Annotated in this window: 25 protein-coding genes and 2 pseudogenes; 14 read left to right on the forward strand and 13 right to left on the reverse strand. The window is 38.9% G+C overall.

From position 1 onward, the window contains the following. The first annotated feature begins 11 nt into the window (after positions 1-11). A complete protein-coding gene (locus FQT24_RS02000) occupies positions 12-479 on the forward strand; it encodes an 8-oxo-dGTP diphosphatase (RefSeq protein WP_143952029.1) in 468 nt (155 codons plus the stop codon). Here FQT24_RS02000 and FQT24_RS02005 read toward each other — a convergent pair. Continuing rightward, positions 476-553 (reverse strand): annotated as a pseudogene (locus FQT24_RS02005) (DNA-binding transcriptional regulator); the annotation flags it as partial. The gene FQT24_RS02000 and the pseudogene FQT24_RS02005 sit on opposite strands and share 4 nt — an antisense overlap. Before the next feature lie 133 nt (positions 554-686). On the opposite strand from FQT24_RS02005, the gene FQT24_RS02010 reads away from it, so the two are divergent. From FQT24_RS02010 to FQT24_RS02040, 7 genes and pseudogenes are all read left to right on the forward strand, one after another. Then, complete coding sequence (locus FQT24_RS02010; RefSeq protein WP_143952030.1) at positions 687-1,664, forward strand: LacI family DNA-binding transcriptional regulator; 978 nt, start codon at positions 687-689, stop codon at positions 1,662-1,664. Further along, positions 1,661-2,572: a ribokinase gene (rbsK, locus tag FQT24_RS02015; protein WP_143952031.1), complete on the forward strand. Its 912-nt coding sequence runs from the start codon at positions 1,661-1,663 to the stop codon at positions 2,570-2,572. The genes FQT24_RS02010 and rbsK overlap by 4 nt, the downstream gene beginning before the upstream one ends. Further along, positions 2,547-2,945, forward strand: a complete 399-nt coding sequence (gene rbsD / locus FQT24_RS02020) for a D-ribose pyranase (protein ID WP_000759835.1) — start codon at positions 2,547-2,549, stop codon at positions 2,943-2,945. Before rbsK ends, rbsD begins: the two co-directional genes overlap by 26 nt. Before the next feature lie 13 nt (positions 2,946-2,958). After that, the gene (locus tag FQT24_RS02025; RefSeq protein WP_033685159.1) at positions 2,959-4,437 is read left to right on the forward strand and encodes a sugar ABC transporter ATP-binding protein; all 1,479 of its coding nucleotides are present in this window, start codon (positions 2,959-2,961) and stop codon (positions 4,435-4,437) included. Position 4,438: 1 nt separating this feature from the next. Beyond that, positions 4,439-5,383: an ABC transporter permease subunit gene (locus FQT24_RS02030; RefSeq protein WP_004248623.1), complete on the forward strand. Its 945-nt coding sequence runs from the start codon at positions 4,439-4,441 to the stop codon at positions 5,381-5,383. A 103-nt stretch (positions 5,384-5,486) separates the two neighbouring features. Next, on the forward strand, positions 5,487-6,452 hold the full coding sequence (locus FQT24_RS02035) for a substrate-binding domain-containing protein (protein ID WP_000789622.1): 966 nt from the start codon (positions 5,487-5,489) through the stop codon (positions 6,450-6,452). Between the two features lie 77 nt (positions 6,453-6,529). Continuing rightward, a pseudogene (locus FQT24_RS02040) lies at positions 6,530-6,670 on the forward strand (DNA mismatch repair protein MutT); the annotation flags it as partial. On the opposite strand, the gene FQT24_RS02045 reads toward FQT24_RS02040, so the two are convergent. The 5 genes from FQT24_RS02045 to coaB form a co-directional block, all read right to left on the reverse strand. Beyond that, positions 6,667-7,182, reverse strand: coding sequence for a transcription repressor NadR (locus FQT24_RS02045; protein ID WP_033685158.1), 516 nt, complete (start codon positions 7,180-7,182; stop codon positions 6,667-6,669). The pseudogene FQT24_RS02040 and the gene FQT24_RS02045 sit on opposite strands and share 4 nt — an antisense overlap. Positions 7,183-7,193: 11 nt before the next feature. After that, positions 7,194-7,721, reverse strand: a complete 528-nt coding sequence (locus tag FQT24_RS02050) for an ECF transporter S component (protein ID WP_143952033.1) — start codon at positions 7,719-7,721, stop codon at positions 7,194-7,196. Between the two features lie 173 nt (positions 7,722-7,894). Next, positions 7,895-8,458 carry an ECF transporter S component gene (locus FQT24_RS02055; protein WP_004254189.1) on the reverse strand — a complete coding sequence of 188 codons (564 nt, stop codon included), beginning with the start codon at positions 8,456-8,458 and terminating at the stop codon, positions 7,895-7,897. Further along, entirely contained in the window at positions 8,442-8,993 is a 552-nt protein-coding gene (gene coaC / locus FQT24_RS02060; protein ID WP_004254190.1) for a phosphopantothenoylcysteine decarboxylase, read from the reverse strand. Before coaC ends, FQT24_RS02055 begins: the two co-directional genes overlap by 17 nt. A gap of 11 nt (positions 8,994-9,004) precedes the next feature. Then, on the reverse strand, positions 9,005-9,694 hold the full coding sequence (coaB, locus tag FQT24_RS02065) for a phosphopantothenate--cysteine ligase (RefSeq protein WP_143952034.1): 690 nt from the start codon (positions 9,692-9,694) through the stop codon (positions 9,005-9,007). Between the two features lie 229 nt (positions 9,695-9,923). On the opposite strand from coaB, the gene FQT24_RS02070 reads away from it, so the two are divergent. The 3 genes from FQT24_RS02070 (at position 9,924) to radC (ending at position 14,876) form a co-directional block, all read left to right on the forward strand. Then, positions 9,924-11,594, forward strand: coding sequence for a formate--tetrahydrofolate ligase (locus tag FQT24_RS02070; protein ID WP_033687058.1), 1,671 nt, complete (start codon positions 9,924-9,926; stop codon positions 11,592-11,594). A gap of 267 nt (positions 11,595-11,861) precedes the next feature. Further along, positions 11,862-14,153, forward strand: coding sequence for a DNA helicase PcrA (gene pcrA, locus FQT24_RS02075; RefSeq protein WP_143952035.1), 2,292 nt, complete (start codon positions 11,862-11,864; stop codon positions 14,151-14,153). A gap of 42 nt (positions 14,154-14,195) precedes the next feature. Continuing rightward, positions 14,196-14,876 carry a RadC family protein gene (radC, locus tag FQT24_RS02080; RefSeq protein WP_143952036.1) on the forward strand — a complete coding sequence of 227 codons (681 nt, stop codon included), beginning with the start codon at positions 14,196-14,198 and terminating at the stop codon, positions 14,874-14,876. On the opposite strand, the gene FQT24_RS02085 is transcribed toward radC, so the two are convergent. The 7 genes from FQT24_RS02085 to FQT24_RS02115 form a co-directional block, all read right to left on the reverse strand. Next, entirely contained in the window at positions 14,873-15,562 is a 690-nt protein-coding gene (locus FQT24_RS02085) for a gamma-glutamyl-gamma-aminobutyrate hydrolase family protein (RefSeq protein WP_143952037.1), read from the reverse strand. The genes radC and FQT24_RS02085 overlap by 4 nt on opposite strands. 17 nt (positions 15,563-15,579) lie before the next feature. Continuing rightward, complete coding sequence (locus tag FQT24_RS02090; protein ID WP_000653417.1) at positions 15,580-16,221, reverse strand: redox-sensing transcriptional repressor Rex; 642 nt, start codon at positions 16,219-16,221, stop codon at positions 15,580-15,582. A gap of 82 nt (positions 16,222-16,303) precedes the next feature. Next, the gene (locus FQT24_RS02095) at positions 16,304-16,519 is read right to left on the reverse strand and encodes a DUF4649 family protein (protein ID WP_000462491.1); all 216 of its coding nucleotides are present in this window, start codon (positions 16,517-16,519) and stop codon (positions 16,304-16,306) included. Positions 16,520-16,526: 7 nt separating this feature from the next. Next, positions 16,527-16,874 carry a DUF1831 domain-containing protein gene (locus tag FQT24_RS02100; protein WP_143952038.1) on the reverse strand — a complete coding sequence of 116 codons (348 nt, stop codon included), beginning with the start codon at positions 16,872-16,874 and terminating at the stop codon, positions 16,527-16,529. 4 nt (positions 16,875-16,878) lie between these two features. Then, complete coding sequence (locus FQT24_RS02105; protein WP_143952039.1) at positions 16,879-17,994, reverse strand: cysteine desulfurase family protein; 1,116 nt, start codon at positions 17,992-17,994, stop codon at positions 16,879-16,881. A gap of 9 nt (positions 17,995-18,003) precedes the next feature. Further along, positions 18,004-18,963 carry a ribose-phosphate diphosphokinase gene (locus FQT24_RS02110; RefSeq protein WP_001283818.1) on the reverse strand — a complete coding sequence of 320 codons (960 nt, stop codon included), beginning with the start codon at positions 18,961-18,963 and terminating at the stop codon, positions 18,004-18,006. Between the two features lie 112 nt (positions 18,964-19,075). Beyond that, on the reverse strand, positions 19,076-19,645 hold the full coding sequence (locus FQT24_RS02115) for a CYTH domain-containing protein (protein ID WP_143952040.1): 570 nt from the start codon (positions 19,643-19,645) through the stop codon (positions 19,076-19,078). Between the two features lie 128 nt (positions 19,646-19,773). On the opposite strand from FQT24_RS02115, the gene FQT24_RS02120 reads away from it, so the two are divergent. From FQT24_RS02120 to FQT24_RS02130, 3 genes are read left to right on the forward strand one after another with little or no spacing between them, the layout of a single operon-like run. Then, positions 19,774-20,445, forward strand: a complete 672-nt coding sequence (locus tag FQT24_RS02120) for a GTP diphosphokinase (RefSeq protein WP_000171684.1) — start codon at positions 19,774-19,776, stop codon at positions 20,443-20,445. Beyond that, positions 20,429-21,247: an NAD kinase gene (locus FQT24_RS02125; protein WP_060805292.1), complete on the forward strand. Its 819-nt coding sequence runs from the start codon at positions 20,429-20,431 to the stop codon at positions 21,245-21,247. Before FQT24_RS02120 ends, FQT24_RS02125 begins: the two co-directional genes overlap by 17 nt. Beyond that, a complete protein-coding gene (locus FQT24_RS02130; RefSeq protein WP_143952041.1) occupies positions 21,244-22,140 on the forward strand; it encodes an RluA family pseudouridine synthase in 897 nt (298 codons plus the stop codon). The genes FQT24_RS02125 and FQT24_RS02130 overlap by 4 nt, the downstream gene beginning before the upstream one ends. Positions 22,141-22,171 lie beyond the last annotated feature (31 nt).

A 22,171-nucleotide genomic window follows, 5' to 3' on the forward strand; every position in this document is an offset into this window, starting at 1 on the left:
CGAGTAAATTTATGTCCCGTTCCCAATTAACGATTTTAACAAATATTTGTCTGATTGAAGACCTCGAAACCCAGCGCGTGGTTATGCAGTATCGCGCTCCTGAAATCAATCGCTGGTCTGGTTATGCCTTTCCTGGAGGTCATGTAGAAAATGGTGAGGCTTTTGCGGAGTCTGTTATTCGTGAAATCTACGAAGAAACAGGGTTGACTATCCAAAATCCTCAACTGGTTGGCATTAAAAATTGGCCTCTGGATACAGGCGGACGCTATATCGTCTTTTGTTATAAGGCGACTGAGTTCTCTGGTAGCCTTCGCTCTTCAGATGAAGGAGAAGTTTCTTGGGTGCAAAAAGACCAGATTCCAAACTTGGATCTGGCCTATGATATGTTACCCTTGATGGAGATGATGGAAGCTCCGGACAAATCTGAATTTTTCTACCCTCGCCGTACAGAAGACGATTGGGAGAAGAAAATCTTCTAGTCTTTTACTAAATAACCTAGCTGATCCAAGGCCTCCTCGATATAGTGGAGGTCTTGTTGTGTTTCGTATCTAATAGTAATAGGAGATTAGTAAAAACATGTGTACTCTGAAATAAATTTAAAATATTTCTAAAAAAGTATTGACAAAACAAAAGAAAACGCTTACTATATAAATAAGGGAACGGTTCCACAATAAAAAGGAGGAGTGATGACTACAATAAAACAGGTTGCTGAAGAAGCTGGAGTATCAAAGTCAACAGTTTCAAGATATATTTCGAAAAAAGGCTATGTCGGAGATGATGCGAGAGAAAAGATAAAAAATGCTATCAAGAAATTAAATTACACACCAAATGTATTAGCACAATCTTTAAAAACTAAAAAAAATCAAATGGTAGGACTCTTATTGCCAGATATTTCTAATCCGTTCTTCCCAAGATTGGTTCGAGGAGCCGAATCATATTTGAAAGATAAAGGTTATAGGATTATGGTTGGTACTATTTCAGATCATGATTCGTTAGAAGAATATATAAACCTTTTGTTAAAAACAAATGCAGCTGGTATTATAACAACCCTTGACTTTACAAAGGAATTTCCAAATCTAACATTACCTGTTGTTGTGGTTGACCGGATTAGTAAAGATACAGGCTATGGTGTTTTTTCTGATAATCAGTTGGGTGGACGTTTGGCTGCTAAAGCAATTTGGGATGCTGGCGCTGAGCAGGTTATGATCATCAAAGTTTTAGATGATAAAGCTGAGAATATTGTGGAACGATTTGAAGCAAGTTTAAACTATTTGAGGAATAAAAATTTAGAAATTTGTATTGAAGAAAGTGAAACTTTTGACTTTGAAAAAATTCAAAAAGAAGCTAAAGAGAATCTAAAAAGAAATCCAAATATTGATAGTATTATAGCACCTTCTGATATTCATGCGATAGCTTATATTCATGAAATTTTAGCAATTGGGAAAAAAATTCCAGATGATATTCAAATCATTGGTTATGATGATATTGTACTTAGTCAATTTATTTATCCTTCTTTATCAACTATCCACCAATCATCATATAAAATGGGAGAACAGGCTGCAAAGCTAATCTATAATATGGCAAATAAGTTCTCTATAGATGAAGCTAAAATTAAACTCCCTGTTAGGTACATAGAAAGAAATACATTAAGGAGAAAGAAATGAGTAAAATTGTTGTTGTTGGAAGCATTTCAATGGACTTAGTTATGAGAACAAAAAGGATTCCAGAAGGAGGTGAAACGATTTTTGGCGATTCATTTAATATAGTTCCAGGTGGAAAAGGTGCAAATCAAGCTGTAGCTATTGGTAGATTATCCAGTGTTGAAGATAATATTTACATATTTGGGAACGTAGGAGAAGATATTTTTTCAGCAGATTTATTAAGTAATCTGCAAAATAATGATATTTCTACAGCATATGTGGGAACGGTACCACAGTCTACAGGAGTTGCACAAATTACTTTATATGGAGGTGATAATAGGATTATTTATTATCCCGGAGCTAATAATTTAGTTAAAACAAATGATTGGAAAAATGAGTGGAAATTACTTAGTGATGCAAGTATTGTTGTATTACAGAATGAAATACCACATGAAGCCAACTTATCTATAGCTAAATTTTGCCAAGAAAATCAAGTTAAGGTTCTTTACAATCCTGCACCAGCTAGAGAAACAGACAAAGAGATGATTCCTTTTTGTGATTTTATTACTCCTAACGAGCACGAATGTTCAGAGCTTTTCCCAGATAAGAAATTAGAAGAAATTATTAAAATTTATCCTAATAAAATGATTGTGACATTAGGAGTTGAAGGTTCTATTTATTATGATGGGACAGCAGTTAAGAAAATTCCTGCTATAAAAGCAGAAGTAGTTGATACTACAGGAGCAGGAGATACGTTTAATGGTGCTTTTGCTTATGCTATCTCAAAAGGAAAAGAGATGGATGTTGCATTGTCCTTTGCAACGATTGCTTCACATCTTTCTGTTCAAAGATTTGGAGCGCAAGGAGGTATGCCGAGTTTGAAAGAAATAAAGGAGCATTCAGGATATGAAGAAATATGGGATTTTAAATAGTAATATAGCGAAACTAGCTGATGATTTAGGTCATATGGATTTGGTTTGTATCGGAGATTTAGGATTGCCAGTTCCAAAAGGTGTTGATAAAATTGATTTAGCATTAAGAAAAGGTAGTCCAAGTTTTTTAGAAGTTTTAAAAGAATATTCAGATCATGTACTTATTGAAAAAATTTTCTTAGCAGAAGAAATTAAGGAAAAAAACAAAGAACAGTGGCAAGCAGTTCTAGATCTTTTAGGATCGAATATAATTATTGAATATATTAGTCATGAAGAATTGAAAGCTATGAATACTAAAGTTAAGGCAGTTATTCGCACTGGGGAAGATACACCATATTCGAATATAATCTTGCAATCAGGAGTTATTATTTAGAAGGGGGTTGCCTATGAAAATTGAAATGAAGAACATTTCAAAATCTTTTGGGAATAATCGTGTTTTAGAAAGTATTGATTTGGTTCTTAATTCAGGAGAAGTTCATGCTTTAATGGGGGAGAATGGCGCAGGCAAATCAACCTTAATGAATATTTTAACTGGACTTTTTCCAGCTACTTCAGGAACTATTTTTATTGATGGAAAAGAAAAAACATTTTCTAATCCTCAAGAGGCAGAACGGTTTGGACTGAGTTTTATTCATCAGGAAATGAATACTTGGCCAGATATGACTGTACTTGATAATCTTTTTTTAGGAAGAGAAATTAAAAATTCGATTGGGTTTCTAGATAAAGTTAGTATGGAAAGGAAAGCTAAAGAAGCATTTAAACGTCTTAATATCTCTATTCCTCTCGATGCAATCATTGGTCAATTATCAGTCGGACAACAACAAATGATAGAAATAGCAAAATGTTTATTATCAGAAGTTTCCTTGTTAATTATGGATGAACCCACAGCAGCTTTAACTGATCGTGAAACTGAAACACTTTTTAAAGTGATAGAAGGATTAAAATCTGATGGTGTAGGTATTGTGTATATTTCACATCGGATGGAAGAAATCTTTAAGATCACAGATCTTATAACTGTTATGAGGGATGGGTTTGTAATTGATACCAAGAAAACGAAGTTAACTAATGCGGATGAATTAGTTCAGAAGATGGTAGGCCGTGAATTAGAAGATTATTATCCAGAAAAAAAGGCTGAGATTGGGAATATTGTTTTTCAAGCTAAGAATCTTTCTGGTGATGCTTTTACGGATATTTCTTTCTATGTACGTCAAGGGGAAATTCTTGGTTTTTCTGGTTTGATGGGTGCTGGTCGTACTGAAATAATGCGAGCAATTTTTGGAATTGATTCTTTAAAATCTGGTCAAATTATAATAAACGGAGAACAACTGATAATTAAAAATCCTTTTGAAGCAATTAAGCATGGAATTGGTTTCTTAACAGAAGATCGTAAAGATGAGGGATTGATTTTAGATTTTTCTATTAAAGATAATATGACTTTACCTAGTACTCGTGATTTTGTTAAAAATGGCATTTTCGATAATAAAACAAGTGGTATATTTGTACAACGCTTAATTGATAGGTTACAAATTAAATCAGGTTATCCAGATAAGGAAGTTGGGACACTTTCTGGTGGTAATCAACAGAAAGTAGTTTTAGCAAAATGGATAGGTATTGCACCAAAAGTACTGATTTTAGATGAGCCAACTCGTGGGGTAGATGTTGGAGCTAAGCGTGAAATTTACCAATTAATGAATGAATTAGCTGAACGAGGTGTACCGATTATTATGGTCTCTTCAGATTTACCAGAAGTGATTGGAGTCAGTGATCGCATTATGGTCATGCATGAAGGTAGAATTAGTGGGGAATTAACACGTCGAGAAGCTACACAAGAAAAAGTTATGCAACTAGCTACAGGAGGACAATAGTGTGAAAAATACTATGAAGTACATGTCAGAATTGACAACGGTAATAGCATTGATAATTTTAATGGCTGTCATCACTATTATCAATTCAAATTTTTTAACAGCAAATAATCTGTTAAATTTACTATTGCAAGTAACATCAAATGCACTGATTGCTTTTGGAATGACTTTTGTTATTCTAACAGGTGGAATCGATTTATCAGTAGGATCAATTTTAGCCTTATCCAGTGCGCTAACAGCAGGTTTATTAGGATCTGGAATGCCTGTTACGTTAGCAATTCTCATCTCTTTAATTTTGGGTTGCATTCTAGGTATGATGAATGGGTTATTGATTTCTTACGGGAAATTAGCTCCATTTATCGTCACTTTAGCGACTATGACTATTTTTAGGGGAGCAACACTTGTTTATACAAATGGGAATCCTATTACAAAAGGATTAAGTGATACATTCTTATTTCAATTTTTGGGGCAAGGTTACATAGTAGGAATTCCATTTCCTGTAATTATTATGTTTATTGTATTTATTGTTTTATATGTTTTACTTCATAAAACAGCATTTGGTAAATCTGTATATGCTATAGGGGGGAATGAAAAAGCAGCATATATATCAGGTGTGAAATTAAATAAAGTGAAAATTATCATTTATTCAATATCAGGTATTATGGCTTCAATTTCTGGATTAATTATAACATCACGCTTAAGTTCTGCTCAACCAACAGCAGGTGCTAGTTATGAAATGGATGCTATTGCAGCTGTTGTTCTTGGAGGAACCTCTTTATCTGGAGGTAAAGGTCGTATACTTGGGACTCTAATAGGTGCTTTAATTATTGGAGTTTTGAATAATGGACTTAATATTATTGGTGTTTCAGCATTTTGGCAACAAGTAGTAAAAGGAGTTGTAATCTTAATTGCTGTTCTGATTGATCGTTTTAAAGTTGTAAAACAGTAGAATAATTTTCAATTTTTTTGGAAATAGTAACAATTTATTAGATGACGTACAATAATCGGGATTGAAACTATCCCTATAGATATATATTACGAGGAGTAATAACATGAAAAATATTAAAAAAATTAGCATTTTTGCTTTGTTTGTAACATTTATTTTTGCTTTAGTAGCTTGTGGAAAAACTGGTTTAGGAAATTCATCAAATGATAATAAATCTACGACTCAAAAGTCGGCAAAAGAATTAAAATTAGGAGTTTCTATTTCTACTACTAACAATCCTTATTTTGTGGCTATGAAAGATGGCCTTGAAAAAGCTGCAGGGGAAAAAGAAGTAACTTTGAAGATAGCAGATGCACAAGATGATGCTGCTAGACAAGCAGATGATATTCAAAATTTTATTAGTCAAAATGTAGATGCTTTACTAATTAATCCAGTTGATTCTGATGCAATTGTTACATCTATTAAAGCTGCTAATAATGCAAACATTCCGGTAATCTTAATTGACCGCGGTAGTAATGGTGGTGAAGTCTTGACAACTGTTGCTTCTGATAACGTAGAAGCAGGTAAAATGGCTGCAGAATTTATTACCAAGCAATTGGGAGAAAAAGCAAAAACTTTTGAATTATCAGGAGTCCCTGGCGCTTCTGCAACTGTAGATAGAGGTAAAGGATTTGAACAAATTTCAAAGACAAATTTAGATGTTCTTTCTAGTCAATCCGCTAATTTTGATCGCGCAAAAGCTTTGAATACAGCGCAAAATATGATTCAAGGAAACAAAGAAGTACAAGCAATCTTTGCACAGAATGATGAGATGGCGTTAGGAGCTGCACAAGCAGTAAAAGCAGCTGGTCTTAGCAATGTATTAATTGTTGGTATTGATGGTCAACCAGATGCACATGATGCTATTGCAAAAGGTGATATTACTGCCACTATTGCTCAGCAACCAGCTAAGATGGGTGAAATTGCTATTCAATCAGCAATAGATCATTATCAAGGGAAAAAACTGGAAAAAGAAACAGTTTCTCCAATTTATCTTGTGACTAAGGATAATGTTGATCAACATAACTGGTGATATATTTTTAGTAAGCAAGTAGTTGTTAATTTTCATTCAATGTGGTTTTTAAATATCATTGTTACTATTTGAACTATTGGGTGCAAAAAGACCAGATTCCAAACTTGGATCTGGCCTATGATATGTTACTATTGATGGAGATGATGGAAGCTCCTGACAAATCTGAATTTTTCTACCGCCACCGTACAGAAGATGGCTGGGCGAAGAAAATCTTCTAGTCTTTTACTAAATAACCTAGCTGATCTAAGGCCTCCTCGATATAGTGGAGGTCTTGTTGTGTTTCGGCTTCAACTAGGTGGTAATGGATACCATCTGTCAATTCAGATAAAGGTTTAAAATCAGAATGCTCGACTTGTTCTAGAAAATGTTGCACATCTCTGCGACAAGACAGTTTAAGCAAGGTTTCAATTTCTCCATAGACGGGATGGTCAATCAAGGTATTTTGAACACGTCCACCATTATCAACGATAGCAAGGAGTTCTTGACCGATTTCTTCAACTTCATGTTTCACTTTGAAAAGTTTGTGAACATAAGGATTGGTTTCAATTTGCTTATAGACGTAGCCACGATTAGTGGATAGGATAGGAGCGCCATCGGCTCTCAAAATTGCAATGTCCTGCACAATGACCTGACGTGTGACATGAAAATGTTCCGCCAAACTTTGGCCATTAAGGGCTTTAGGAGCTTCTTTCAAGAGTTGGAGCAGAGCTTGTTTGCGATCTTTTGTCATAGCTTTTCCTTTTAACGGCGTTTTCGAAGCACTTTATAGACAGCTAGTGCTAATGTATAGTCTACCATACTATGGATAATTGTGCCAAATCCAACTAGTACAAATAGAACATAAAACATATTTTCTACATTGGTACCCGAAGTTGAATAAAAAACGACACAAGCTAATACTTCAGCAAGGGCATGGACAAGCGCTAACACAAAGTTGAAAACCCAGGAAGATTTTGGTTTATCTAGGGTATCGGGGAATTTTTGTAGGTAAAGAGCCCCCAAAGTCCCAAAAAAGATATGGGAAAAAGCTCGAAAAACGATAACCATGGGATAGCCAGCTATCAAAAATCCAAAACTAGAGGCTAGGATGACAAAAACAGCCATCAAGGGCGATAAGAACATGGCAATAAAAATAGCGATATGGCTCCCAAGAGTGTAAGAAGCAGGTGGGATGACAATCTTGAAAGGCATAACAATTGGAATCAAAATCGCAATAGCCGTTAAGAGGGCAGTCATTGTCATAAATTGTGTCTTTTTCCGTGTATTCATAAGAATCTCCTTTTTGACTGTATATACACTAGTATAGTATAACAAACAAGACAATAAAGCAAGGATTTACTTAAGTTTATAGGCCATTTTAAATTAAATATTGGTAAAGATTTCACTAAAAAAAACTGTATAGAGCAACATCTCCACCTTCAAGCTTGAAAGTGGAGATGTTTTTATTTTTTCAAAGTCTGTAGTCTTGGAACAATAGCTAGAGTAAGAATTGCGGAAATGACTAATTCGGCAATCGAATTTGTTGAGATAACGGTTGCTAGGAGTTTTTGGATATTACCATCAAAGACATTTCCAAAAAGGTAGAAAATTCCACCAAGTACAAAGACTGTGTTGGTAAGTGAACCTAGGGCACCAGCTAAAATCAGACCAGTCTTGTTTTTCATTAGTTTATAGACTAGATAAGGAGTTAAACCAATCAAAATACGTGGGACGATAGCAATGATAGCTGAGTAGATGTTCCCGTTTGGGACGAATGGTGAGAAGAGGTAGCTTGTTGGTAGAATCGTAATAGTGTTAACGGTCAAGCTAAGTAGCCCCATCAAAAATCCAAGTGTAACCCCAACTCGTGGACCGTAAATAATGCTGGCAATAATGACAGGAATATGAACGATAGTCGGTTTGATTGGGAATGGAAAAAGGTTAAAGATAAGTGAGCTCAGAAAGTGTATCACGAGCATGGTTGCAAAAAAGATAGCAATAGGTGCAATGTTAGAGCGTTTTTTCATCGAGAGTTTCCTTTATTCTTTCTAAAATAATTGTGAGGTCGGCTAAAGCTCCTCGTCCATGGTCGCCACAAGCTAGTAGGGATTCCTTAGGAGCAATCAGCTGATAGCCGTAGCTTTCTAATGTTTTCAGATTAGCCTGAGTTGCCGGATGGTCATACATTTTTGTATTCATTGCTGGTGCGATGAGTTTTGGGATATGACTTGGCAAGGCTAGAGCCGTACTGGTCACCATGTTGTCCGCAAAGCCGTGGGCTAGTTTTGCAATAGTGTTAGCAGTTGCAGGGGCCACAATAAATAAATCCGCCTTTTTTCCAAGTTCGATATGATTGACCTGATCAGGATAGGGTTCCTTCATGACATCCAAGTGGACAGGGTTCTGTGAGAGTACCTGTAGTGTCAAAGGTTGGATAAACTCTGTAGCAGCCTGAGTCATTAAAACAGTGACTTGGTGGCCTTGTTTTTTTAGAGAACTGACTAAATCTGCCGACTTGTAAGAGGCGATTGAGCCCGTTACAGCCAAGAGAATATGTGCCATAGCTTTCCTTTCTATGAATGATAGGCTTGAATTTTTTTAAGGAGGAGTTCTGCAATTTCTTCTTTAGTCTGGACTGTTTGAAGCTGATCTTTTTCAACAAAGATTGCACGATGCTGGTTTGCTGAGATTTGAGTGAGGTCATTTGCAATAATCAAGTCTGCTTGGTTATTGATAAGACTTTTTCTGGCAATCTCGATGAGATAATCCTCAGAGATATCAACCAGCAGTTTGAAACCAATCAGATGAATAGCAGGATTCCACTCCTTGACTAGAGAGATGATTTTGGGAGTCTTTTTTAGGAACAAAACCTGAACCTCATCAGTTGAAGAAATCTTAGCTTGATGATTTTGCTTGCTTAAAAATTCTTCTAGATTGGAGCTAGCCTGAACTTCCTCCAGCCCTGTCATATAGACAGGAGTGTAGTCAGATACGGCCATTGAGTGAATCAAGACCTGATAATCCTGAACACGTTCTTTCATTTCCAGAAGAAGGTTCTTGGTATTGTTAATTTCTCGAATACTTAGGTTGGGATGGGATTCTGGTTTCAAAGCTCTTTTTGTCGTTATTAAACAAACTTCATGCCCTGCAGCAAGCAAGGTTTCTGTGATGATTTTCCCCAAACGACCGGTAGAATGGTTAGTGATAGAGCGGACGCTATCGATGGCTTCACTGGTACCGCCCGATGTAACTAAAATTTTCATAGCACTATTGTACACAAAAATAAACGGTAAGTAAAATGAAAGCGATAAATTTTTGGTAAAAACGAAGATTTACTATAGTTTCAAACTATAAAGGCATATAAAATTTAAGAAAGGACTCTAAAAACCTTAAAAACAGGGATATTTACGAACGTTTAGAGAGTTTTAGGATGTTAAAAATCTTGTTTTGTGTTATAATGAGTTATCATATAAGAGGTTAGAGGAGTTTTGAATGAAAACAGATATTGAAATCGCACAGAGTATTGAGTTGAAGCCAATTGTTGATGTTGTAGAGAAACTTGGTATTTCTTACGACGATTTGGAGTTGTATGGAAAGTACAAGGCTAAGCTCAGCTTTGATAAAATTCGTGCAGTTGAGAGCAATCCAGTTGGAAAATTGATTCTGGTTACTGCCATCAATCCAACACCTGCAGGTGAAGGAAAATCAACTATTACCATTGGTCTTGCGGATGCCTTGAACAAGATTGGCAAGAAAACCATGATTGCTATTCGCGAACCATCTCTTGGTCCAGTAATGGGTATCAAGGGTGGTGCCGCTGGTGGTGGTTACGCTCAAGTTCTGCCAATGGAAGACATCAACCTTCACTTCACTGGAGACATGCATGCCATTACGACTGCCAACAATGCGCTTTCTGCCTTGATTGACAACCACTTGCACCAAGGGAATGAGTTGGGAATTGACCAACGTCGTATCCTTTGGAAACGTGTTGTGGACTTGAACGACCGTGCTCTTCGCCATGTAACAGTTGGGCTTGGTGGCCCTCTAAATGGTATTCCACGTGAGGATGGCTTTGACATTACAGTTGCTTCAGAGATCATGGCAATTCTTTGCTTGGCAACAGACATCGAGGACTTGAAACGCCGTTTGGCGAATATCGTTATTGGTTATCGCTATGATCGTACACCTGTTTCTGTAGGTGATTTGCAGATTGAAGGTGCTTTAGCTTTGATCTTGAAGGATGCGATTAAGCCGAACCTGGTTCAGACAATTTACGGTACACCTGCCTTTGTACACGGTGGTCCATTTGCCAATATTGCTCATGGATGTAATTCAGTCTTGGCAACTACAACAGCTCTTCACTTGGCTGATTATACAGTTACTGAAGCTGGTTTTGGTGCAGACCTTGGTGCTGAGAAATTCCTTGATATTAAGACACCAAACTTGCCAACATCTCCAGATGCAGTAGTTATTGTTGCAACCCTTCGTGCTCTTAAGATGAATGGAGGTGTGGCTAAAGACGCTTTGACAGAGGAAAATGTGGAGGCGGTTCGTGCCGGTTTTGCTAACTTGAAACGCCACGTTGAAAATATCCGTAAGTTCGGTATTCCAGCAGTTGTTGCGATTAACGAATTTGTATCTGATACAGAAGCTGAAATTGCAGCCTTGAAAGAACTTTGTGACTCAATCGATGTACCAGTTGAATTGGCTAGTGTCTGGGCTGATGGTGCAGAAGGTGGAGTAGCACTTGCCGAAACAGTTGTCAAAACCATCGCTGAAAACCCAGCTAACTATAAACGTTTGTATGACAATGACCTTTCAGTCCAAGAAAAGATTGAAAAGATTGTTACTGAAATCTACCGTGGTAGCAAAGTGAACTTTGAGAAGAAAGCTCAAACACAAATCGCTCAAATCGTTCAAAACGGTTGGGACAAATTGCCAATCTGTATGGCTAAAACTCAATATAGTTTCTCAGACAATCCGAATGCACTTGGAGCACCTGAAAACTTTGAAATTACCATTCGTGAATTGGTACCAAAATTAGGTGCAGGCTTCATCGTTGCCCTAACTGGCGATGTCATGACCATGCCAGGACTTCCAAAACGACCAGCAGCCCTCAACATGGATGTTGAAAGCGATGGAACAGTTCTAGGCTTGTTCTAGTATATTGCAATTGACTTTATACTCTTTGAAAATCTCTTCAAACCACGTCAGCTTCACCTTGCCGTACTCGAGTACAGCCTGCGGCTAGCTTCCTAGTTTGCACTTCGATTTTCATTGAGTAATAAATGAGTTTGGAAAAACTATCCAAGCTCATTTTTTTATCTAGATACAAGAAGTTGCCTTCTACACGTAACCAGTCTAGGTAAAGATATTTTCCCTGAATTCTGATATAATAGAAATATTGACTTCAAGAGTAAGGAAGAGAAGATGAACGCATTATTAAATGGAATGAATGACCGTCAGGCTGAGGCGGTACAAACGACAGAAGGTCCCTTGTTAATCATGGCAGGGGCTGGCTCTGGGAAGACTCGAGTTTTGACCCACCGTATCACTTATCTGATTGATGAAAAGCTGGTCAATCCGTGGAATATCTTGGCCATTACCTTTACTAACAAGGCTGCGCGTGAGATGAAAGAGCGTGCTTATGGTCTCAATTCAGCCACTCAGGACTGTTTGATTGCGACCTTCCACTCCATGTGTGTTCGTATACTACGTCGCGATGCGGACCATATTGGCTACAACCGCAATTTTACAATTGTAGATCCTGGTGAACAGCGAACGCTCATGAAACGCATTCTCAAGCAGTTGAACTTGGATCCTAAAAAATGGAATGAACGAAGCATCTTAGGAACCATTTCCAATGCTAAGAATGACCTGATTGATGATGTTGCCTATGCTGCTCAAGCTGGCGATATGTATACGCAAATCGTGGCTCAGTGTTATACAGCCTATCAGAAAGAATTACGTCAGTCGGAGTCGGTTGACTTTGATGATTTGATTATGCTGACCTTGCGTCTCTTTGATCAAAATCCTGATGTTTTGACCTACTATCAACAGAAATTCCAATACATCCACGTTGATGAGTACCAAGATACCAACCATGCCCAGTACCAATTGGTCAAACTCTTGGCTTCGCGCTTTAAAAACATCTGTGTGGTTGGGGATGCGGACCAGTCTATCTACGGTTGGCGTGGTGCTGATATGCAGAATATCTTGGACTTCGAAAAGGATTATCCCCAAGCCAAGGTTGTTTTGTTGGAGGAGAATTACCGCTCAACTAAAACCATTCTCCAAGCGGCTAACGAGGTTATTAAAAATAATAAAAACCGCCGTCCTAAGAATCTCTGGACCCAGAATGCTGATGGGGAGCAAATCGTTTACTATCGTGCTAATGATGAACTAGATGAGGCTGTGTTTGTAGCCAAAACCATCGATGAACTGGGTCGCAACCAAAACTTCCTTCACAAGGATTTTGCAGTTCTTTATCGTACTAATGCGCAGTCTCGTACTATTGAGGAAGCCCTGCTCAAGTCAAACATTCCTTATACAATGGTTGGTGGAACTAAGTTCTACAGCCGTAAGGAAATCCGTGATATTATCGCTTACCTCAACCTCATTGCCAATTTGAGTGACAATATCAGTTTTGAGCGCATTATCAACGAACCGAAGCGTGGAATTGGGCCAGGTACAGTTGAGAAAATCCGTGACTTTGCGAATATGCAAGACATGTCCATGCTAGATGCTTCAGCCAATATCATGTTATCTGGTATCAAGGGTAAAGCAGCCCAGTCTATCTGGGATTTTGCCAATATGATTCTGGATTTGCGGGAGCAACTGGAACAGTTAAGCATTACTGAGTTGGTTGAGGCCGTCCTAGAAAAAACAGGTTACGTCGATATTCTAAATGCTCAAGCGACTTTAGAAAGCAAGGCTAGGGTTGAAAATATTGAAGAGTTCCTCTCTGTGACGAAAAACTTTGATGACACCTCTGATGTGTCAGAAGAGGAAACTGGTCTGGATAAATTGAGTCGTTTCTTAAATGACTTGGCTTTGATTGCGGACACAGATTCAGGTAGTCAGGAGACATCAGAAGTTACCCTAATGACCCTGCATGCTGCCAAAGGTCTCGAGTTTCCAGTTGTCTTTTTGATTGGTATGGAAGAAAATGTCTTTCCGCTTAGCCGTGCGGCTGAAGATCAAGATGAATTGGAAGAAGAACGCCGTCTGGCCTATGTAGGTATCACGCGTGCAGAGAAAATTCTCTATCTGACCAATGCCAACTCACGCCTGCTTTTTGGTCGTACCAACTACAACCGCCCGACTCGTTTTATTAACGAAATCAGTTCAGACTTGCTTGAGTATCAAGGCCTAGCCCGTCCAGCCAATACAAGCTTTAAGGCATCTTATAGCAGTGGTGGGGTTGCCTTCGGTCAAGGTATGAGTCTTGCCCAGGCTCTTCAGGACCGTAAACGCAGTGCGGCACCAAAAACTATCCAGTCAAGCGGTCTCCCGTTTGGTCAATTTTCAGCTGGCGTAAAATCAGCGTCTAGTGAGACAAATTGGTCCATTGGTGATATTGCCCTCCACAAGAAATGGGGAGAGGGAACTGTCCTGGAAGTTTCAGGTAGCGGCGCTACGCAGGAATTAAAAATCAATTTCCCAGAAGTTGGTTTGAAAAAACTTTTGGCCAGTGTGGCCCCAATTGAGAAAAAAATCTAATTTTTCATCCTTCTCACGAATAATAAAGTGAGGAGGATTTTTATGTACAGTATTTCATTCCAAGAAGATTCACTATTGCCAAGAGAAAGACTTGCTCAAGAAGGAGTGGAGGCGCTCAGTAACCAAGAGTTGTTAGCTATTTTACTCAGGACAGGGACACGTCAGGCCAGTGTTTTTGAAATTGCCCAGAAAGTCTTGAACAATCTTTCAAGCCTAACGGATTTGAAAAAAATGACCCTGCAGGAATTGCAGAGTCTATCTGGTATCGGACGAGTTAAGGCCATAGAATTACAAGCTATGATTGAGCTGGGGCATCGTATTCACAAACATGAAACTCTTGAGATGGAAAGTATTCTCAGCAGCCAAAAGTTGGCCAAGAAGATGCAACAGGAATTGGGCCATAAAAAACAAGAGCACCTGGTGGCGCTCTATCTCAATACTCAAAATCAAATCATTCATCAACAGACTATTTTTATCGGTTCTGCAACTCGTAGTATCGCTGAGCCGCGAGAGATTCTTCATTATGCCATCAAGCATATGGCGACCTCTCTCATCTTGGTTCATAACCATCCTTCAGGAGCGGTAGCCCCTAGCCGAAATGATGATCATGTCACTAAACTTGTTAAAGAAGCCTGCGAACTGATGGGGATTGTCCTCTTGGACCATTTGATTGTCTCTCACTCCAGTTACTTTAGTTATCGTGAAAAGACAGATTTAATTTAAAGTTCATTAACGACATAGTCAAAGAGGTTTTTATCTTTGGGACGATTTTCAAATAGAAATTCTGGATGCCACTGGACACCGAGAAAGGCAACATCATCCGTACTCATGACAGCTTCAATGATACCATCCTTAGGATCATGAGCTGCAATCTTTAAGTTGGGAGCTAAATCCTTGATACTCTGGTGGTGAAAGGAGTTGATATGGGAGATTTCTCCATAGATTTCTCGAAGAACAGTATCTGGTTCGGTTACCAAGCGCTGGGTTGTGTACTCGGCTGAACAATCCTGCCAGTGGTCTTCGATATCTTGATACAAAGTTCCACCCATGGCAACGTTAAAGAGTTGAGTCCCGCGGCAAACAGAGAAAATCGGCTTTTGCTGTTTAATAGCTTCCTTGATGAGGGCCAGTTCGAAGATGTCTCTTTGAAGGTGGTAGTCATCGCTATCAATGGTTTTTGGTTCACCATAGAATTTTGGATCAACATTTTGCCCACCTGTCAAGATGAGCTTGTCAATCATACTGATATAGTGGCAGGCCATTTCTTGATCACCAATCGGTAGGATGATGGGAATTCCTCCAGCGTCTTTAACGCCTTCCACAAAGCCTTTTGCTACGTAGCTCATCATGATGTCATCATCTGGATGAGTTTTTTCGTTTCCTGTAATCCCAATAACTGGTTTTTTCATAAAATGATTTTCGCTTTCTAATCCTCTTTTCGCATGAAGTAGAGGAGGGTTTGGAGTTCACTTGTCAAATCAACATACTGAACGACCACGTCTTTTGGTAAATGCAGATGGACAGGTGAAAAACTGAGAATTCCTTTCACGCCAGCATCCACTAAGAGATTGGCAACCTCTTGTGACTTGACACTGGGAACGGTCAGGATAGCAGTCTTCACATCAGCATCCTTGATTTTATCCTTGATTTGAGAAATCCCGTAAATGGGAATTCCATCAGGAGTTTGGGTACCGACTTCGGGATGGTCATCTAGGTCAAAGGCCATGATAATCTTCATCTTGTTGCGCTCATGGAAGCGGTAGTGGAGAAGGGCGTGGCCCATATTTCCAATACCTACCAGCATGACATTGGTGATGGAGTTATCATTGAGCAAATCGGCAAAAAATGTCATCAGTTTTTTGACATCATAGCCAAATCCACGTCGACCCAGTTCACCAAAATAGGAAAAATCACGACGTACGGTCGCTGAATCAATCCCAATGGCCTCTGCAATTTGCTTAGAGTTGGCACGTTCAATCTTTTCTGCATGAAATCTCTTAAAAATTCGATAGTAGAGAGAGAGTCTTTTCGCTGTAGCTTTTGGAATAGCAGACTGTTTATCTTTCACAAAATCACAACCTTTCTATTCTTCTATTTTATAGAAACATTGTGAAAAAATCAACAAAAACAAGAAAAAACTAAGAAAAATCTTAGTTTTGATGTAAAAAATCTGCATGTGATAGAAAACGGTAGAGGTCTCCGACCAGTCCTTGGTAAACTTCCTGGCCCTTAAAGGTCAAAGAAGTCACATAAAGTGTATCTGGCAGGGTCACACATCCTGATAGAGCCAGCATGAGAGCCTCGTAATCCTCATACTTGAGAGTGCGCTCTACATGATAGCTGTCCTTATAGGTCAGTTCAAACATTTTGGCCCTATCTTTCCGATTTTGTAAAGACACCACGTTCTACCAAGCTATCCATGAGGAAGTAGAATTTTTCCTGATGAATGTGGTGGTCTTCTGATTTGAAAATATCAACTAGACGTAGCCCAAACTTGTCAGTGATATTGATTTTTGCACCTGTAAGTTCCTTGTTAATGATGATTTTGAGTTGGAAGCCTTCACCACTGTTCGGAACTTTTTCCAAAAGGCGAGTCAATTCATAGTTACCAACCTTAGTCTCAAAAAAGGTGTTGTCCTTAAGGGTGAATTTTTTAACAGAAGGGCTAAGAGTGTAGTCGAAACGACAATTTTTTAACTGAATGGTTTTTTCAAATGCCATATGGCTAACCTCCGATAATTTCTTTTAAGGTTTTTGCGAGGGTATGTAGATCTTCAACAGTATTTTCTGGCGACAAACTGATACGAACGGATTCCTTCAAGCGTTCTGAATTTGCCCCGTACATGGCCTCAAGAACATGGCTGGATTGTACAATGCCTGCAGTGCAGGCTGAGCCAGTAGAGATAGAAATTCCAGACAAATCTAGCCGAAGGAGTAAGAGGTCGTTTTTCTGACCAGGAAATCCAATATTGAGAACATAAGGGAGATGGTGTTCGCCTCTATTCAGGTAATACTGAACTCCCTCTAGCTCTGCAAGAAAGGAAGTTTCTAAATTTTGTACATGTTGAAAATGTTCTTCTTGCTTTTCTAAATTTTCTTTTAGGGCTACAACCATGCCTACGATGGCAGGCAGATTTTCAGTTCCTGCACGTTTTTTCTGTTCTTGGTCTCCGCCATGTAGATAGGAATCAAAGTCCATGCTAGATGCGTAGAGAAAACCGATTCCCTTAGGACCATGGAACTTGTGGGCCGAAGCAGTGAGAAAATCAATGCCCAATTCTTCTGGGTGTATAGGGATTTTACCAATAGCCTGAACTGCATCGACATGATAGGCAGCAGGGTGTTGCTTGAGTATTTGGCCAATTTCAGCAATGGGAAGTAGGTTTCCTGTCTCGTTATTGGCAAACATGGTAGAAACTAAAATCGTATCATCACGTAAGGATTCTTGGATTTGCTGGGCCGTGATCTCTTGATTTTCTGGCTGAATAATGGTTACTTCAAAACCAAAGTGTTGAACCAAGTAATCAATCGTTTCAAGGACAGCATGGTGCTCAATAGCAGTTGTGATGATATGTTTTCCTTGTTCTTGGTGACGAAGGCAGTAGCCAATGATGGCAGTATTGTTTCCTTCAGTCCCACCAGAAGTGAAAAAGATATGTTGAGGTTTTGTTCCCAGTAACTGGGCTAGTTCCTGACGGGCTTCTCTCAAGAGTTTTCCAGCTTGACGACCATGCCCATGAATACTAGAAGGATTTCCATGGGTTTCTTGCATAACCTTGGTCATCGCTGAAATAGCAACTGCTGACATGGGAGTCGTTGCAGCATTGTCCAAATAAATCAAAGAATCACCTTATTTCTTTTTGTTGTAGGCAAAGAGTGGGCTGACTGGTTTTCTTTCGTGGATACGGACGATGGCATCACCAATTAACTCACTAGCAGTGATGTAGCATACGTTTTTAGGAGTTTTTTCTTTTGTTGCTACTGAATCAGTCACAAGAATTTCCTTAATATTAGTATTGTCAAGAAGTTCAGCAGCTCCCTCAACGAAGAGACCGTGGCTAGAAACAGCATAAATTTCTGTAGCTCCTTCACGTTCAACGATTTTAGCAGCTTCAGAGAAGGTGCGTCCTGTATTAAGAATATCATCAATCAAGATGGCTTTCTTACCTTCAACATCACCGATAATATAACCTTCGTTGCGAGTAGCATCGTCTTGAGGGTAGTCGATAATGGCGATAGGAGCATCAAGATACTCAGCCAAGCTACGGGCACGCTTTACACCTGAATTTTTAGGGCTGACGACAACAACATCTGACCCAAGTAGGCCCTTATCGCAGTAATGTTTTGCAAATAGTGGCACTGTGAAGAGGTTATCGACAGGAATATCAAAGAAGCCTTGAACCTGAACGGCATGTAAATCAAGTGTAAGGATACGATCTACACCAGCCTTAACCAGCATATTGGCAACTAGTTTCGCTGTAAGTGGCTCACGAGGTGAAGCGATACGGTCTTGACGTGCATAACCAAAATATGGAAGAACAACGTTGATGCTGTGGGCACTTGCACGCACACAAGCATCGACCATGATAAGCAATTCCATTAGGTGGTTGTTAACAGGGAAACTTGTTGATTGGATGATGTAAACATCATAACCACGGACACTCTCTTCGATATTCACTTGGATCTCTCCGTCTGAAAATTGACGTGATGACAGTTTTCCAAGTGGGACACCAACAGCTTGAGCAATTTTTTGTGCAATCTCTTGGTTAGAGTTGAGTGCGAAAAGTTTCATATTTTTTCTATCTGACATTATAGACCGTCCTCTGTAAACTGAATGAAGCCAAGTCATTTCTTTTTTGTATATATTAACTTGGATTCGAGTATTTTTATCTTTTCTATTCTACCAAAAAATGGAGATTATTTCAGCTATTTTTCATGCTTTTGACAAATCGAACTAATTTTGAAGGAGCTTTTTGGTAGGAAATCTGATTTTCCTCTAAAAATTGTTGGAAATCCTGTTTCCCTTGCTCGTGATTTTCCACTTCAAGCTCTAATTCGTAATCTGTCATATCAAAGTATTGACTCTCATCTAGCGCCATGAGACCAATAGCTGTTTTCATTTCATAGCGAAGCGTTGTTAGACAACCAAGTACTTGCCATTTTTTACTTTGGATACCATGTTTTGCTAATTCATCTAGCACAAGCCCTTGAGGAAGTTCTTCCTTAGCCAGATAGTTTTCAGCATCTTTTAGTTGTAATTTTTGGTTGTATTCCATGTTTCCAATACTTTGTGGGACTTTGAGTGTCAATTCTGCCCAGTCTTCAAAGGTTCGAATACGCATAGCAACTTTCTTTTCTCGTAGTTCAAAATCAAGAGTATCGATGTAGTAATTTTTTTGAAGGACAGGAGTGACACTTGTGAACTGGTCTTTTAGACGATCATATTCATCTTTTTTCAATAGTGTTTTCAATTCAATTTCTAAATGTTTCATTTTTCTTACCTTTTCTTTATCTATGAAAGCGGATTATATGATATAATAGCATTGTATTTATTGTATATGAATCTGGAGAAAAAATCAAAGATATTTTTGAAGGATAATATGAGAACAAGGGAGAGTATATGACCTTAGAATGGGAAGAATTTCTAGATCCTTACATTCAAGCTGTTGGTGAGTTAAAGATTAAACTACGTGGTATTCGTAAGCAATATCGTAAGCAAAATAAGCATTCTCCGATTGAGTTTGTAACTGGTCGAGTCAAGCCAATTGAAAGTATCAAGGAGAAAATGGCTCGACGTGGTATTACTTATGCGACCTTGGAACACGATTTACAGGATATTGCTGGTTTGCGTGTGATGGTCCAGTTTGTAGATGATGTCCAAGAAGTTGTAGCTATTTTGCGTAAGCGTCAGGACATGCGGATCATACAAGAGCGAGATTACATTACTCATCGAAAGGCTTCAGGCTACCGTTCCTATCATGTGGTAGTAGAATATATGGTTGACACCATCAATGGAGCCAAGACTATTTTAGCAGAAATTCAAATTCGTACCTTGGCCATGAATTTCTGGGCAACGATAGAACATTCTCTCAACTACAAGTACCAAGGGGATTTCCCAGAGGAGATTAAGAAGCGACTGGAAATTACAGCCAAGATTGCTCATCAGTTGGATGAAGAAATGGGTAAAATTCGAGATGATATCCAGGAAGCCCAGGCTCTTTTTGATCCTTTGAGTAGAAAATTAAATGACGGTGTAGGAAACAGTGACGATACAGATGAAGAATACAGGTAAACGAATTGACCTGATAGCTAATAGAAAACCGCAGAGTCAAAGGGTTTTGTATGAATTGCGAGATCGTTTGAAGAGAAATCAGTTTATACTCAATGATACCAATCCGGACATTGTCATCTCCATTGGTGGGGATGGCATGCTCTTGTCGGCCTTTCATAAGTACGAAAATCAACTTGACAAGGTACGCTTTATCGGTGTTCATACGGGACATTTGGGTTTCTATACGGACTATCGTGATTTTGAGTTGGACAAGCTAGTGACTAATTTGCAACTTGATACGGGAGCTAAGGTATCTTATCCTGTCTTGAATGTGAAGGTCTTTCTTGAAAATGGGGAAGTTAAGATTTTCAGGGCACTAAATGAAGCCAGCATCCGCAGGTCGGACCGAACCATGGTGGCAGATATTGTAATAAATGGTGTTCCTTTTGAACGTTTTCGTGGAGACGGGTTAACAGTTTCGACACCGACTGGTAGTACAGCTTATAACAAGTCTCTTGGTGGAGCTGTTTTACACCCTACCATTGAAGCTCTTCAATTGACGGAAATTGCTAGCCTTAACAATCGTGTCTATCGAACACTGGGTTCGTCCATTATTGTTCCTAAGAAGGATAAGATTGAACTCATTCCAACGAGAAACGATTACCATACCATTTCGGTTGACAATAGTGTGTATTCCTTCCGAAATATTGAACGAATTGAGTATCAAATCGACCATCATAAGATTCACTTTGTCGCCTCACCTAGCCATACCAGTTTTTGGAACCGTGTTAAGGATGCTTTCATCGGCGAGGTGGATGAATGAGGTTTGAATTTATCGCAGATGAGCATGTCAAGGTTAAGACCTTTTTGAAAAAGCACGAGGTTTCTAAGGGACTTTTGGCCAAGATTAAGTTTCGAGGTGGAGCTATTCTGGTCAATGACCAACCGCAAAATGCAACCTATCTATTGGATATTGGGGACCGCGTTACTATCGATATTCCCGCTGAGGAAGGCTTTGAAACTCTAGAAGCTATCGAGCGCCCACTGGATATTCTCTATGAGGATGACCATTTTTTAGTCTTGAATAAACCCTATGGAGTGGCTTCTATTCCTAGTGTCAATCACTCTAATACCATTGCCAATTTTATTAAGGGTTACTATGTCAAGCAAGAATATGAAAATCAGCAGGTTCACATTGTGACCCGACTTGATAGGGACACTTCTGGCTTGATGCTTTTTGCCAAGCACGGCTATGCCCATGCACGATTGGACAAGCAGTTGCAGAAGAAATCTATCGAGAAATGCTACTTTGCTTTGGTTAAAGGTGATGGATACTTGGAGCCAGAGGGGGAAATTATTGCTCCGATTGCGCGTGATGAAGACTCTATTATTACTAGACGAGTGGCTAAAGGTGGAAAGTATGCCCATACATCATACAAGATTGTAGCTTCTTATGGGAATATTCACCTGGTCGATATTCGCCTGCATACTGGACGTACCCACCAAATCCGAGTCCATTTTTCTCATATTGGTTTTCCTTTGTTGGGAGATGACTTGTACGGTGGTAGTCTAGATGATGGAATTCAGCGCCAGGCCCTGCATTGCCATTATCTATCCTTCTATCATCCATTTTTAGAGAAAGACTTGCAGTTAGAAAGTCCCTTACCGGATGATTTCAGTAACCTTATTACCCAGTTATCAACTAATACTCTATAAAAAGTAATTCAGAGTATAATTTATTTTTAAA

Source organism: Streptococcus mitis (genome assembly GCF_901542415.1).
Lineage (GTDB): Bacteria > Bacillota > Bacilli > Lactobacillales > Streptococcaceae > Streptococcus > Streptococcus mitis_BL.